The following is a 13,508-nucleotide window of genomic DNA, read 5'->3' on the forward strand; positions in this document are numbered from 1 at the left end:
CGAGACCTGCCAGCCCGCGGCCCACAGGTCCAGCGTGATCCTCGGTGACCCGTAGGTCTCGCCCGAGCGGCGGAAGAAGTACGTGATCCTCTCCTCCAGCATCGCCCGTCTGACCTCGCGTTTCGTCGGCTCGGCCGGGCGACGTCGCCACTTGTGGAACCACGCCTCGGATACGCCGAGCGCGCGGCAGGAGACAGTGTGCGGGATGCCGTGCCCGGTCCTCTGGTCGCTGATCACCCCGACGAGAGCCGCCGGGTCCGCCACAGCTGCTTCACCCACAGGACCATGCAGCGTTTGAGGACATCACGCTCCATGGCCAGTTCCTTGTTCTCTTTGGTCAGCTCGGTGTTGCGCCTGCGCAGTCGCTCCAGTTCCTCCTGGACGCTCTCGCTCCGCCCGCCAGCAGCCGCACCGTTCCGCCGGGCGCGAGAGACCCAGCTGGCCAACGTGGTCTCGTTGATCCCCAGCTCCCTCGCGACCTGCGCGAGCGGCTTGCCTGTCTCGGTCACGATACGCACAGCCCCCTCACGGAACTCCGCGTCGAACTTCCGCCTCTTCTCCGCCATGACTCCCAACTTCCCCTGCAGTCACGGCCTCTACGCTACGAGGGGAAGGTCACCCGCGCCCTCCCCGGGGGACGCGCGGACCAGGAACCGCCGCCGCGCCGGTCCTGCTGCCGGTCCTTCCGCCGCCCCTGTCGGCGGTCCCGCTTCCGGGCCCGGCGCCGGACGGACCGCACGCGTGCGGCGAGGCCTCCGAAGGGGCGGGGTGACGTGGGGGGAGGACGACGGGAATGTGCGGCCACTGCTTCGTTCACCTCCTCCGCGACGAGGTCCGGGCCGTCCCGGGACGGTCACCGTCCGCCGGACCTCCGGCGGACCTCCGCCGGATCTCCGCCGGACCTCTGGCCGTCCGCCCGACCTGCCCCGGCGGGGGGACGGCCGGCGGGGCGGGGTTTTCGTTGTGCCACGTCCCGCGGACACCGCAACGCCGGGGTGCCGAGAACCCGGGAATCAGTGAACCGAGACCTGGACGTTCTTCCCATTACTCGCGAACGGGTCAACGGTACTCGCTCGGAGCCTCTCCGGTCCGGTCGGGTCCGGTCGGGTCCGGTCGGGTGGGGCCGTGCGGCGCCGCCGCCGGAGGAGAGCCGTTGCCGCGCGCCCCGACGGATTCGGGCATACGCGCTGTGGCCCGTCGTTCTGCCTGTCTGCCTATTCACCGGCCTGCCTGTCCGCCCGTCGGCGGGGTCCCGGCTCAGCCGCCGACCGGTCCCGGCAGGCTGCGTCCGATACCCCGGGCCGCCACCTGGAGGGCGCTGACCAGCCCTGGCCGGTCGCGTTTGAGACTGGGTGCGACGATGCCGAGCGCCGCGACCACGTCTCCGCCGGACCGGATCGGCACGGCCACGGAACTCGCGCCCAGGCTCATCTCGTCCACCGTCGTGGCGTAGTCGTCCTCGCGCACCTTGTCGAGCTGGCGCCGCAGCTGGGCCGGCCGGCTCACGGTGTACGGGGTGATCCGCGGGAGGCAGGCGAGCACCTCGGCCCGTACGTCGTCCGGGGCATGCGCGAGCAGCACCTTGCCGACGCCCGTCGCGTGCAGGGGCAGCCGTGCGCCGATCGAGCTGACCACCGGCACCGAGGCGTGCCCGGAGAGCCGGTCCACATACAGCACCTGGCGGCCGTCGCGCACCGCCAGGTGCACGGTGGCGAGGGTCGTGCCGTAGAGGTCGTGGAGGTACGGGGAGGCGATCTGCCGCAGCCCGGTGTGCACGGGCGCGAGCAGGCCGATGTCCCACAGCCGGCGCCCGACGACGTACTCGCCCGAGTCGGTGCGGCTCAGCGCGCCCCATGCGACGAGCTCGCCGACCAGCCGGTGCGCGGTCGCGACGGGGAGACCGGCCCGGGTCGCGAGGTCGGTGAGGGTGAGCTGCCGGTGCCGTCCGTCGAAGGCACCCAGGACCGCCAGCGCGCGGCTGGTCACCGAGCGTCCGGGGGTCGCGGCGTTGCCTGCCATGGGCGGCATCCTTCCGCTGGGTGGAAACAGGCGCAAGGGCGGTTGGGCGGGCGTGCGGGATTTCCCGGTCACGGTCCCGGGGAAGCCGGCCGGCCACGGCGAACGGACGGCGCACCGGAAGGCACGGTTCGAGCCGAAGATCCGGCCTGGAGCCGGACGGCCTGTCAGGTGGACGCCCGATGCCCCATGATGAGTGCGCCCCGCACTCACCCACGCCTGGAGTATCAGTGGTCCCCTCCCTCGTCCGCCTGCGTGCCGTACGCCGTCCGGCCCTGGTCACCACGGCAACCGCCGCCGCCCTTCTTCTGACGGCCGGGCCGGCCGTCGCCCACGTCCACGTCGAGTCCGACAACGCCCGGGCGCTCGCCCAGGAGGTCACGCTGACCTTCGCCGCCGCCTCGGAGTCCGCCGATGCGGGCATCACCCGGCTGCGGGTGGTCCTGCCCGAGGGCATCGAGCCCACGGACGTGACCTACGGCGAGGGCCCCGAGGGCTGGAAGCTCACCGCCACCGACGACGGCTACACCGTCACGGGCCCGGCCGCGGAGGCCGGTGAGGACGTGGAGTACTCGGTGGTCGTCCGCCAGCTCCCCGACGCCGAGGAACTGGCGTTCAAGACGCTCCAGAGCTACAGCGACGGTCGCGTCGACCGGTGGATCGAACTGCCGGAGCCCGGCGGTGAAGGCGATGGGCACGGCCACGGCCACGGCAACGAGGCCCCGGTCCTCGAACTCGAGGCCGCCGCCCCCGGAGCCGCACCGGTCGGCCCGTCGCCCGCCGCACCCGAAAGCGCCCCGGCCCCGTCTCCCGCCCCGACCGCCGAGGAGACGACGGCATCGCCGTCCGCCCGGGCCGTGGCCGCCGACAGCGAGGCGGAGGACGGCGGCCTGTCCGCCGCGGCCTGGGCCGGAAGCGTCGCGGTGGTCCTCGTCGCGGCCGCCGCCGTGGCCTTCCTCGTCCGCCGCCGGGGTGCCGCCCGTCAGTGACGTGGACGCGCAGCACACCTCCACGGACGAGAGGCGGGTTGCCGCACCGCCGCACCGCCGGGCTGTCGCACTGCCCCGCTGCCGGACTGCCGGACTGCCGGACTGCCGGGTTGCCGGACTGCCGGGTTGCCGGGTTGTCGGGTTGCCGCGAGAGTGCGGCGGCCCGCCTTCGTCGGGTCGGGTCGGATCGGCCGGTCGGCCGGACGGACGTGCGTCACGGATGACCGCGGACGCAGTCCTCGATCACCGAGGCGACCTGCTCGGCCGCGGCCGGGACGCGGTGCGTGCGCTGGGCCAGTACCAGTTCGACGGATCCGGGGTCGGTGAGCGGTACGTAGGTCGCGCCGTCGAGGCTCAGGCTCTGCACCGACTGCGGCACGAGGGCCACGCCGTGCCCTGCCGCGACGAGGACGACCAGGGTGGCGGTCTCGCCGACCTCGATGAGCGGGGCGGGCCGGAATCCGGCCCGCCGGCAGGCGGACAGGACCAGGTCGTACATCGAGGACCGGGACTGGGAGGGGTGGATGACGAACGGCTCGTCGGCCAGGGCCTCCAACGGGATGCTCCGACGGCCCGCCAGCCGGTGATGGGACGGCAGCACGGCCACCAGCGGCTCGGACCGCAGCGGCGTGGTGCGGATGTTCTCCTCCGATACCGTGCCCCGCAGGACGGCGAGGTCGAACGTGCCGGAGAGCAGGCCCTCGACGAGCAGCGGGGACAGCAGCTCACCCCGCAGGTCCAGGGTGATGCCCGGCAGCTTCGCCCGCACGGTGCGGGCGACCTTCGGCAGGACGTCGTAGGTGGCCGTGCCGATGAAGCCGACCGAGACCCGGCCCGCGTGACCGGTGGCGAGCTCCCGCAGATGGATCCGCGCGCGTTCCTCCTCCGTGACGAGGACGCGTGCGTAGTCGGTGAGGTGACGGCCGGCCTCGGTCAGCTCGACGCGTCGGGTGGACCGGTGGAACAGCGAGACGCCCAGCTCCCGCTCCAACTGCTTGATCTGCTGGGACAGGGCCGGCTGCGCCACGTGCAGCCGGTCGGCCGCGCGCCCGAAGTGGCACTCCTCGGCCAGCGCGAGGAAGGAGCGGAGCTGACGGAGTTCCATGCACTCCATTTTATAAGGCATCCTTATGAATCGATGCGGATCAGGTCTTGGACATGATGAAGCGGGCGCTCGTACCGTGAGAGCGTGAGCGACAGTTACCTCTACGCAGCAGCCAGAACGCCCTTCGGCAAGTTCTCGGGGGCCCTCGCCGACGTCCGGCCCGACGACCTCGCCGCGGTGGCTGTCACCGGGGCCCTGGCCAAGACCCCCGCGCTCGACCCGGCGGAGATCGGCGACGTCGTCTGGGGGAACGCCAACGGCGCGGGCGAGGACAACCGCAACGTCGGCAGGATGGCCGTACTCCTCGCGGGACTGCCCACCTCGGTCCCCGCCACGACCGTCAACCGGCTGTGCGGCTCCTCCCTGGACGCCGCCCTCATCGCCTCCCGCGCCATCGAGACCGGCGACGCGGACATCGTGCTCACCGGCGGGGTCGAGTCGATGACCAGGGCGCCCTGGGTCCTGCCCAAGCCCTCGCGCGCGTTCCCCGCCGGGGACGCGACCGCCGTGTCCACCACGCTCGGGTGGCGGCTGGTCAACCAGCGCATGCCGAAGGAGTGGACCGTCTCCCTGGGCGAGGCGAACGAGCAGCTCGCCGACCGCTTCTCCATCGCCCGGGACCGGCAGGACGAGTTCGCCGCCCGCTCCCACAACCTCGCCGACGACGCCTGGAACGAGGGCTTCTACGACGACCTGGTGGTGCCCGTCGTCACGGACGCCAAGGGCACGACCGTCACGCGGGACGAGGGAATCCGCCCCGGTTCGACCGCCGGGAAGCTGGCCGGACTCAAGCCCGTCTTCCGCCCCGACGGTGTCATCACGGCCGGCAACGCCTCCCCGCTGAGCGACGGCGCCTCGGCGGTCCTGCTCGGCTCGGGCGAGGCCGCCGCCCGCATCGGCACCGACCCCGTCGCCCGCATCGCCGGCCGGGGCGTGTCCGCGCTGGACCCGCAGATGTTCGGATACGCCCCCGTGGAGGCGGCGAACCGGGCGCTGAAGAGGGCCGGGATCACCTGGTCCGACGTCGCCGCCGTCGAGCTCAACGAGGCCTTCGCCGTCCAGTCGCTGGCCTGCGTCGACGCCTGGGGCGTCGACCCGGGGACCGTCAACGCCAAGGGCGGCGCGATCGCGCTCGGCCACCCCCTGGGCGCCTCCGGGGGCAGGATCCTGGGCACCCTCGCCCACCGGCTCCGGGAGTCGGGACAGCGGTGGGGCGTCGCCGCCCTCTGCATCGGAGTCGGCCAGGCGCTCGCCGTGGTCCTGGAGAACGTCTCGGGAGACGACCGATGACCACCCTGCTGTGCGACCACGCCGACGAGGCGGTGGCCGGGACCGAGGACGGCTCGACCGTGCTCGTCGGAGGATTCGGCATGGCCGGCATGCCGGTCGACCTGATCGACGCCCTCATACGTCAGGGCGCCAAGGACCTCACCGTCGTCTCCAACAACGCCGGCAACGGCGAGGCCGGACTCGCCGCGCTGCTCGCCGAGGGGCGGGTCCGCAAGGTGATCTGCTCCTTCCCGCGCCAGGCGGACTCGTGGGTGTTCGACGACCTCTACCGCGCGGGCCGGATCGAACTCGAGGTGGTCCCCCAGGGAAACCTCGCGGAGCGGATGAGGGCGGCCGGGGCCGGCATCGGAGCCTTCTTCTGCCCCACCGGCGTCGGCACCCTCCTCACGGAGGGCAAGGAGACCCGCGAGATCGACGGCCGCACCCACGTGCTGGAGTACCCGATCAAGGGAGACGTCGCGCTGATCGGCGCCCACCGCGCCGACCGCATGGGCAACCTCGTCTACCGCAGGACCGCCCGCAACTTCGGCCCGGTCATGGCCACCGCCGCGACCACGGTGATCGCGCAGGTCCGCGAGATCGTCGAGACCGGCGCCATCGATCCCGAAACCGTCGTGACCCCCGGCATCTACGTCGACCGTGTGGTGAAGGAGGCCGACCCCGCATGACCACGACCCGAGTGACGAGGACGAGCGACCAGGGCGGGACGAGCGACCGGAGCGCGGCGAGCGACCAGGGCGCGGCGAGCGACCGGAGAGGGACGAGCCGTCAGGGCGGGACGAGTGACCGGGGAGGGTCGAACAACCAGGGTGCGACGAGCCGTCAGGGCCCGCTGGGCAAGCAGGACATGGCCGCCCTCGTGGCGCGCGACATCCCCCGGGGTGCCTTCGTCAACCTGGGCATCGGGCAGCCGACCCTCGTCGCCGACCACCTGCCCGCCGGCTCCGGCGTGGTCCTGCACACCGAGAACGGCATGCTCAACATGGGGCCCGCGGCGAAGGAGGGCGAGGCCGACCCCGACCTGACGAACGCGGGCAAGGTCCCGGTGACCGAACTGCCCGGAGCCGCCTACTTCCACCACGCCGACTCGTTCGCGATGATGCGCGGCGGTCACCTGGACATCTGCGTCATGGGCGCGTTCCAGGTCTCGGCCACCGGCGACCTCGCCAACTGGCACACGGGGGCACCCGACGCGGTCCCCGCCGTCGGCGGGGCCATGGACCTGGCGATCGGTGCCAAGAAGGTGTTCGTGATGATGACGCTCTTCACGAAGACCGGCGCACCCAAGCTGGTGCCCGACTGCACCTACCCGCTCACCGGGCTGCGCTGCGTCGACCGCGTCTACACGGACCTCGCGGTCTTCGACATCACCCCTGAAGGGCTCAGGGTCGGCCAGACCTTCGGCACCACGGTGGACGAGCTCGCCGGCCGCCTGGACGTGCCGCTGCTCGCCCCGAAGGCGTAGACACGGGCGAGGACCGGGCACGAGGACCCACCGCCCGCGCCCGGTCCTCGCGGCCCGCTCCTCACCTGGCACGATCGATCCCGAACGGCCCACCCGTACCGGTTCTTGCCCGCGTTCGGGGGCAACTCGTCGAGCACGGGGACCGGTCACGACCTCGAGCAGCCCGGGAACGTGACCGGTCCCGGAAGTCCCGAAGAAGGGCGAACGAAGTGAAGATCGTGGTGGATGACCTCTCCGGCCCGGAGATCGCCGCATTCCTCGAAGAGCACGTCCGGCAGATGCGGTCCATCACACCACCGGAAAGCAAGCACGCCCTCGATCTCGGCGCGCTCCGCAAGCCCGGGATCACGTTCTGGTCGGTCATCGACGGCGACACCCTGGTGGGCTGTGGCGCGATCAAGAGGCTGGACGCGGGCCACGCGGAGCTGAAGTCGATGCGCACCACTCCGACGCGCAAGCGGAGCGGAATCGCGTCCCTGCTGCTGAAGCACATCCTCACCGAGGCCGAGCGCGCCGGGTTCACGCGGCTGAGCCTGGAGACCGGTTCGGCCGACTTCTTCCTGCCCGCCAGGAACCTGTACGAGAAGTTCGGGTTCGCCCCCTGCGAGCCGTTCGCGGACTACCGGCCCGACCCGAGCAGCACGTTCATGACGAGGACGCTTTGAGGACTCCGGCCCACCGGCCCCGGCAACGGCTCCCCGAGCCCGGACTCCGTCGCCGGGCACGCGTCCCCGGGACCCGGCACGCGAAGAACGAGGTACGGACCGTCGGCACCCTCCCCGCAGGACACGGCCTTCAGTAGCATCGGGCCCCGGGGATCAGGGCTCGGCACGGCCGCGCGGGCCGTCGTTCCGTACTCCTGGAAGCGGAGCGGGGCGGACCGGACGTCGGGGGGATGCGTGAGAGTTCTTGTCGTCGGCGGAAGCGGGTTCCTCGGGTACGAGGTGCTCCGCCGGGCTCTCGCCGCCGGACGGGACGTGGCCGCGACCTACCGGACCAGCCCCCGGAACCTGTCGTCGGTCGCCTGGTACCGGGCCGACCTCCGTGACCCGGGCCGGATGGAGGAGGTGCTGGCCCGGGCCCGACCGGCCGCGGTGATCAACGCGTCGAGCGGACACGCCGACTGGGCGGTCACGGCCGACGGAGCGGCCCGGCTCGCCCTGGAGGCGGCGAGCGCCCGTTGCCGGCTGGTCCACGTCTCCTCCGACGCGGTGTTCTCCGGAGCCGACGTCCACTACCCGGAGGAGGCACTCCCCGACCCCGTCACTCCGTACGGAGCCGCCAAGGCCGCGGCGGAGACGGCCGTCCGGGTGGCGGTACCCGAGGCCGCCGTGGTGCGCACGTCGCTCATCGTGGGACACGGACGGTCCGCCCACGAGAAGGCCGTGCACGCCCTGGTGGCCGGCACGCGCACCGGTGTCCTGTTCACGGACGACACCCGCTGTCCGGTGCATGTCGACGATCTGGCCTCCGCCCTTCTGGAGATCACGACGTCGGACGGATCCGGTGTGTTCCACGTGGCGGGACCCGACGCGATGAACCGTCACGACCTGGGCGTCCTCATCGCCCGGCGGGACGGACTGGATCCGGCCCGGCTGCCGGTCGGCCTGCGCAGCGACGTGGCCCCGCCGGGAGACCTCGACATTCGTCTCGTCACCGACGCCACCCAGGACCGGCTCCGGACCCGTCTGCGGGGCGCGCGTGAGTTCCTCGGCCCCGGCGGCCCGTGAGCCGGCCCGGCCCACCACCCGGCGCGGCCGGGTGCGCCGGGCGGACCGCGCCGGGGAACGGGCCGCCTTCCCGACGGGGCCCGCGACCACGGGACCGAGTGCCCCGGTCGTGGCGTTTCCGGTGCGTGAAGCGGCAGTCGAGGAAATTCACCCGCACCGTGCCGCCTCTCGATAAAGTGATTCTCCCGGCCACCCCGGACGTCAACGAGGCCATGCCCGACGTCGACGGAGCCGGCTCGGCAGGTGGCGGACCGGCCGCCGGAATGTGGTCCCCGGACGCAGGTGCGTCCGGGGAGGCAGCGTGAGGTGTCGGCGAAGAAAGCACCAAGGCGATACGTCGGTCCAACCCGCCGTATTGGTCGGCACATCAGTCATGGCTCTTGTCAAAAAGGAAGTGTGACTGCATGTTTGACGATAATTCCGCAGGGTACGGTGCGCACCTGCCGGACAGCGGGCATCGCGCCTGGGATCTCGAGAGGATTCTCGGCCGGCCGCGGACAAGCACCGGTCTCGAGAGCAGCGCCGGCTTCCTGCGCGGCAGGCGGATCCCGGTCACCGGAGCCGGTGGCTACATCGGGTCGGAGCTGTGCCGGCAGCTCAGCCGGTGGGGGCCCGAGAGCCTCATGATGCTCGACCGGAACGAGACGGCCCTTCACCTGGCGGCCAGCGGCATCGAGAGCTCCTCGTCGGTGCGGCCCGTCATCCTCCTCGCGGACATCAGGGACTCCAGAGGGCTCACCCGGCTGTTCCGCCGGTGCCGGCCGGACATCGTCTTTCACGCGGCGGCCCTCAAATGGGTGCCCATCCTGGAGGAGTTCCCCGGAGAGGCCGTGAAGACGAACGTCTTCGGTACCCGGGCGGTACTCGAGGCGGCGCTGGCCGCGGACGCCGCGTTCCTGGTGAACATTTCCACCGACAAGGCGGTCGACCCGGTCGGGGTGCTCGGATACTCGAAACGCATAGCAGAGGGACTCACCGCGGCGGCCGCGATCCAGGCGGGCAGGCCGTACGTGAGCGTGCGATTCGGCAACGTGCTCGGTTGCCAGGGGTCCTTTCTCGACGTCTTCGCCCGGCAGATCGCGGCCGGTACACCGGTGACGGTCACCCATCCCGAGGTGACGCGCTATCTGATGACCGTCCAGGAGGCCGTGGGGTGCTCAAGACGGAGCTGGCCGCGCTGCTCCAGTCGTCCGACGGGGCGGCCGGGCCGGGCAGGTGAGCGACGGCGACGCGAGGCCTTCGCCCGGGCCTGCGGCGGCGGCCGGCTGGCATCTGGGCCTGGCGTCCGGGTCCGGCGTCCGGACAGCTGTGTCATGGGCGCGTTCCGGAAGCCGGCCACCGGTGACCGGGCCGACCGGCGCACAAGGGCTCCGGACGCGATCCCCGCCGCCCCCGCCCTCACCCCCGCCGCCCCCGTCGTCGGCGGGGCCATGGGCCTGGCGACCGGCGCCGGGAGGGTGTTCGTCAGGACACCGCTCTTCACGAAGAGCGGTGTCCTCGAGCTGGTACCCGACCGCACCTGTCCGCCCGCCGGGTTGCCGGGCCGCGCTGCGCCGACCGCGTCCGCACGGACCCCGCGGTCTTCGACACCACCCCCTCGGGGAGTCAGGGGCACCCAGACCTTCGGCACCACGGTGGACGAGTTCCGTCGGCCGCCTCGACGTGCCGCTGCCCGCCCCGGAAGCGTGGGACACGGGATGACGGCCTCCCCGATGGCCTGCCCGCGGACCGCGGGCAGGCCATCAGCACGTTCTCGGCTCCCGCCTCAGACGCGCCGGGACCGGACGACCAGGGCCGTGCCCCCGGCCACCGCGAGGACCGCCGCACCGCCGAGCACCGCGGCCTGCTCGCCCGCACCCGTCTCGGCGAGGCCGGGGCGCGAGCCGTGCGCGGCCTGCAGGACCAGGTCGGTGACGTCATCCGGGTTGGTCTCCGGTACGGCGTGCGGGGCGTCGACCTCGACGGTGGTGGAGCCCGCCCGCTCGGCCATGAAGCGCAGGTTCTCGGTACCGATCGTGCGGTCGTCGGTGGCCACGAGGGACCAGGAGGGGATCGTCTTCCACGCGGCCCCCTTGCTCGGCTGGCCGCTCGTGGCCGCGTTCGCGGGCCGCTGCGAGGCGGCCATGGCGTTCGCCCGGGCGGCGTCGAGCCGGTCGCTCAGGAAGACGTCGCTGAAGGCGTCCGGCTTGATGTACAGGTCGGTCTCCTCGGGGCCGCCGCCGAGCGGCACCGCGTCCAGCGCGGTGGGGACGGGGGCCCCGGGGTCGTCCGTCAGGTGGCTGCCGGGGTGCCGGGCGATCAGCTCCAGCACCGTCTCGCCCTGGTCCGGGGCGAATCCCGCGACGTAGACGAGGGACCTGACGTTCGGGTTCCCGGCCGCCGCGTTGGTGATCACGGCACCGCCGTAGGAGTGGCCGACGAGGACGACGGGACCCTTGATCGACTTCAGTCGGTCGGCGAGGTAGTCGGCGTCGCCGGAGAGGCTGCGCAGCGGGTTCGAGGCGGCGACCACCGGATAGTCCTGGGCCTGGAGGCTCCGCATGACCTCGTTCCAGCACGAGGCGTCCGCCCAGGCACCGTGCACCAGCACGATGGTCGGCTTGGCGCCCTCACGGGGTTCACCACCACCGCCGACGCTCTCGGAGGCCGCGGACGGGCCGGCGGCCATCAGGGCGGCGGCGGGAAGGAGGACGGCCAGGGGGAGTGCCCGCCGGGCGGCGTGCCGTATGTGCTTCATGACCACTCTTTCTCCGAGGGGAATGTCCGGGGGAACGTCCGGGGAGTGACTGCATGACGACACTGCGTTCCGCCGACCGGCGGGGCACCACGGGATGGTCCGGCCGAGTGAAGATCGCGCCGGCGGGTGTGAGCGCCTCCCGGGGCAGGCGAGGCCGTCCGGAACGCGGCACGGGCAGCCGCTGCTCCTCGCGGTGCGATGCGGTGAGGGTCCTTTCCGTGAGGCCTTCGTCTTCACCCCGGAAGGCGAGCGAAAGCGGCCCGAGGCCCTCTGCCCGCACCGGGCCTGTCGCGGAAGCGGAGGTGTCGGACTGGACGTGCCCCGCGCAGGTACCGCTTCGTGTCAGGCTCCGGAGGACCGCCGCCCCCGGGGACTGTCGGCTGCGATCGGGAGACTGCGCAGGGTCAGCGCAGCCGGCGGAGGCAGCGGTCGGCCGGCCGCGTCGGCGCGGAACGACCGGAGCAGGTAGGCCACCAGGCGCCGGGACGCCGCACCGTCACCCGGTAGGGCGGTCACCAGACCGCAGTGTGCCAACAGGACCACGGCGAGGTCGGAAGGGTGGAAATCGGCCCGCAGCGCGCCCGACGTCTGAGCCCTGCGTATTAGGGTCATGAAGTCCCGCTCGGCTTGTTCCCGGGCCTGCGCGTGTTCTGACGTGCTTTCCGGGAAGGCCGCGACGAACGCGGCCGGGAACCCTCGTTCCTCCCGTTGGAGTTCGCAGACCGTCTCGACCAGCTGCTGGAAGCCCTGCCATGGGTCAGGGGCGGCCAGAGCCTCGGTGAGAGCCCGCGCACAGGTCTCCATCTGCTGCGCGAACGCGCCCCGCACCAGGGCGTCCCGGGTCGGGAAATGCCGGTACAGCGTCGCTACGCCGACCCCGGCCCGGCGGGCCACGGTCGCCATCGGGGCGTCGATCCCGTGCTCGGCGAAGACCGTGCGGGCGGCGACGAGGACGCGCTCCCGGTTGCGCCGGGCGTCCGCCCGTACCCCGTCCCGGGCTGTGATCCGAGAGGATTCCGCCATCACTGTCTCTCGCTTCCGGTCCAAGCGGACGATTGCGTCCACTTGAGAGCTTACGGTCGATGTCAGATCCCTGTACGGCCACCGGCGGCAAAGGCGGAACGATGAACGACCGCATGATGAAGGCAGTGCTCTACGACCGCTACGGCGGCCCCGATGTGCTCTGCGTGGGCCGGGTGCCACGCCCCGAGCCGGCCCCCGGCGAGGTCCTTGTGAAGGTGCGCGCGTTCAGCGTCAACAGCGGCGAACTGGCAGCCCGGGCCGGCCGTCTCCGTCTCTTCACCGGTCGGAAATTCCCCCAGCGCGTCGGCTTGGACTTCACCGGCGAGGTCACCGCACTGGGCGCCGGAGCAACGCGGTTCGCGGTCGGCGACCGCATATGGGGGGTCCTGGGCCGCACCTCCGGGTTCGGCAGTGCCGCCGAGTACGTGACCGTGCCCGCCGAGCGGGTCGGCCGGGTCCCCGACGGACTGGACCTGGTGGACGCCGCCGCACTGCCGGTGGCCACCACGGCCGTCACCGCGCTGCGGGACAAAGCCGGGCTGCGCCCCGGCGAACGACTGCTCGTACGGGGCGCGGCGGGCGGCGTCGGCAACGCCGCCGTCCAGCTCGGGCGGGCGTACGGCGCCGAGGTCACGGCCCTCGCCCGCGCCGCCAACGTCGACTTCGTCCGCGGGCTCGGCGCGCACCGGGCCCTCGACCACCGGACCGTCCGGCCGGCGGACCTGGGCCGCTTCGACGTGGTTCTGGACGCCGCGGGACCGACCTGCGGGCCTTCCGGCGCCTGCTGAATCCCGACGGGCGGATGGTCACCATCGCCTTCGACCTGAAACGGCCCGCTGTGTCGCTCGGCCACCTCGCGGCCAGCACGGTCCACGGACACGGCCGGGTGCGCTTCTTCAGCGGCAACCCCACGCAGGAGCACTTCGACGACCTCGCCCGCCACGTGGTCGAGGGGAAGCTGAGTCCGGCGGTGGACACGGTCTTCCCTCTGGAGGAGACAGCAGCGGCACACCGGGCGCTGGAGGCAGGTGGCGTTCGGGGCAAGTACGTGGTCAGGGTCGCGTAGAAACCCTGCCGGCGTGGACGGGCGTGCGTCCCGCGGCCGCCCTCGCCGCGCTGTCCGGCGAAGGCCCTCCCCTGAACCCGCGCACTC

At 72.6% G+C, this 13,508-nt stretch carries 11 protein-coding genes and 3 pseudogenes; 8 read left to right on the top strand and 6 right to left on the bottom strand.

All coding sequences use genetic code 11. The features are described from left to right. The 3 genes and pseudogenes from TU30_RS28335 to TU30_RS28345 form a co-directional block, all read right to left on the bottom strand. Nucleotides 1-237: pseudogene (locus TU30_RS28335) on the bottom strand (IS3 family transposase); the annotation flags it as partial. Continuing rightward, nucleotides 234-566: a transposase gene (locus TU30_RS28340; protein WP_042174380.1), complete on the bottom strand. Its 333-nt coding sequence runs from the start codon at nucleotides 564-566 to the stop codon at nucleotides 234-236. The pseudogene TU30_RS28335 and the gene TU30_RS28340, both read right to left, overlap by 4 nt. 691 nt (nucleotides 567-1,257) lie before the next feature. Beyond that, nucleotides 1,258-2,019 (bottom strand): IclR family transcriptional regulator, encoded by a 762-nt coding sequence (locus TU30_RS28345; protein WP_042175300.1) that lies wholly within the window; start codon nucleotides 2,017-2,019, stop codon nucleotides 1,258-1,260. A gap of 227 nt (nucleotides 2,020-2,246) precedes the next feature. Here TU30_RS28345 and TU30_RS28350 point away from each other — a divergent pair, with 227 nt between their 5' ends. After that, a complete protein-coding gene (locus tag TU30_RS28350) occupies nucleotides 2,247-3,005 on the top strand; it encodes a DUF1775 domain-containing protein (protein ID WP_234308004.1) in 759 nt (252 codons plus the stop codon). Between the two features lie 214 nt (nucleotides 3,006-3,219). Here the strand turns inward: TU30_RS28350 and TU30_RS28355 are convergent, their stop codons facing one another. Further along, entirely contained in the window at nucleotides 3,220-4,110 is an 891-nt protein-coding gene (locus tag TU30_RS28355) for a LysR family transcriptional regulator (RefSeq protein ID WP_042175397.1), read from the bottom strand. Between the two features lie 84 nt (nucleotides 4,111-4,194). Between TU30_RS28355 and TU30_RS28360 the strand changes: the two genes are divergently transcribed. From TU30_RS28360 to TU30_RS34800, 6 genes and pseudogenes are all read left to right on the top strand, one after another. Beyond that, on the top strand, nucleotides 4,195-5,400 hold the full coding sequence (locus tag TU30_RS28360; RefSeq protein ID WP_042175301.1) for a thiolase family protein: 1,206 nt from the start codon (nucleotides 4,195-4,197) through the stop codon (nucleotides 5,398-5,400). Next, a complete protein-coding gene (locus TU30_RS28365) occupies nucleotides 5,397-6,068 on the top strand; it encodes a 3-oxoacid CoA-transferase subunit A (protein ID WP_042175303.1) in 672 nt (223 codons plus the stop codon). Before TU30_RS28360 ends, TU30_RS28365 begins: the two co-directional genes overlap by 4 nt. A gap of 179 nt (nucleotides 6,069-6,247) precedes the next feature. Beyond that, entirely contained in the window at nucleotides 6,248-6,865 is a 618-nt protein-coding gene (locus tag TU30_RS28370) for a 3-oxoacid CoA-transferase subunit B (protein ID WP_042175305.1), read from the top strand. A 209-nt stretch (nucleotides 6,866-7,074) separates the two neighbouring features. Continuing rightward, on the top strand, nucleotides 7,075-7,530 hold the full coding sequence (locus TU30_RS28375) for a GNAT family N-acetyltransferase (protein WP_042175307.1): 456 nt from the start codon (nucleotides 7,075-7,077) through the stop codon (nucleotides 7,528-7,530). 234 nt (nucleotides 7,531-7,764) lie between these two features. Next, nucleotides 7,765-8,595 (top strand): sugar nucleotide-binding protein, encoded by an 831-nt coding sequence (locus TU30_RS28380; protein WP_042175309.1) that lies wholly within the window; start codon nucleotides 7,765-7,767, stop codon nucleotides 8,593-8,595. 404 nt (nucleotides 8,596-8,999) lie between these two features. After that, nucleotides 9,000-9,734 (top strand): annotated as a pseudogene (locus TU30_RS34800) (SDR family NAD(P)-dependent oxidoreductase); the annotation flags it as partial. A 626-nt stretch (nucleotides 9,735-10,360) separates the two neighbouring features. Here TU30_RS34800 and TU30_RS28390 read toward each other — a convergent pair. Continuing rightward, the gene (locus TU30_RS28390; protein WP_042175400.1) at nucleotides 10,361-11,332 is read right to left on the bottom strand and encodes an alpha/beta fold hydrolase; all 972 of its coding nucleotides are present in this window, start codon (nucleotides 11,330-11,332) and stop codon (nucleotides 10,361-10,363) included. Nucleotides 11,333-11,674: 342 nt separating this feature from the next. After that, the gene (locus tag TU30_RS28395) at nucleotides 11,675-12,355 is read right to left on the bottom strand and encodes a TetR/AcrR family transcriptional regulator (protein WP_042175402.1); all 681 of its coding nucleotides are present in this window, start codon (nucleotides 12,353-12,355) and stop codon (nucleotides 11,675-11,677) included. A 101-nt stretch (nucleotides 12,356-12,456) separates the two neighbouring features. On the opposite strand from TU30_RS28395, the pseudogene TU30_RS28400 reads away from it, so the two are divergent. Further along, nucleotides 12,457-13,421: pseudogene (locus TU30_RS28400) on the top strand (NAD(P)-dependent alcohol dehydrogenase). The last annotated feature ends 87 nt before the right edge of the window (nucleotides 13,422-13,508 follow it).

This window comes from Streptomyces sp. NBRC 110035 (assembly GCF_000829695.1).
Classification (GTDB): Bacteria; Actinomycetota; Actinomycetes; order Streptomycetales; family Streptomycetaceae; genus Streptomyces.

What these genes read in the sequence shown, in the direction of transcription:
- TU30_RS28370 (WP_042175305.1), top strand. Translation starts at nt 6,248, where the DNA reads ATGGCCGCCCTCGTGGCGCGCGACATCCCCCGGGGTGCCTTCGTCAAC.
- TU30_RS28365 (WP_042175303.1), top strand. Translation starts at nt 5,397, where the DNA reads ATGACCACCCTGCTGTGCGACCACGCCGACGAGGCGGTGGCCGGGACC.
- TU30_RS28395 (WP_042175402.1), bottom strand. Translation starts at nt 12,355, where the DNA reads ATGGCGGAATCCTCTCGGATCACAGCCCGGGACGGGGTACGGGCGGAC.
- TU30_RS28390 (WP_042175400.1), bottom strand. Translation starts at nt 11,332, where the DNA reads ATGAAGCACATACGGCACGCCGCCCGGCGGGCACTCCCCCTGGCCGTC.
- TU30_RS28340 (WP_042174380.1), bottom strand. Translation starts at nt 566, where the DNA reads ATGGCGGAGAAGAGGCGGAAGTTCGACGCGGAGTTCCGTGAGGGGGCT.
- TU30_RS28355 (WP_042175397.1), bottom strand. Translation starts at nt 4,110, where the DNA reads ATGGAACTCCGTCAGCTCCGCTCCTTCCTCGCGCTGGCCGAGGAGTGC.
- TU30_RS28345 (WP_042175300.1), bottom strand. Translation starts at nt 2,019, where the DNA reads ATGGCAGGCAACGCCGCGACCCCCGGACGCTCGGTGACCAGCCGCGCG.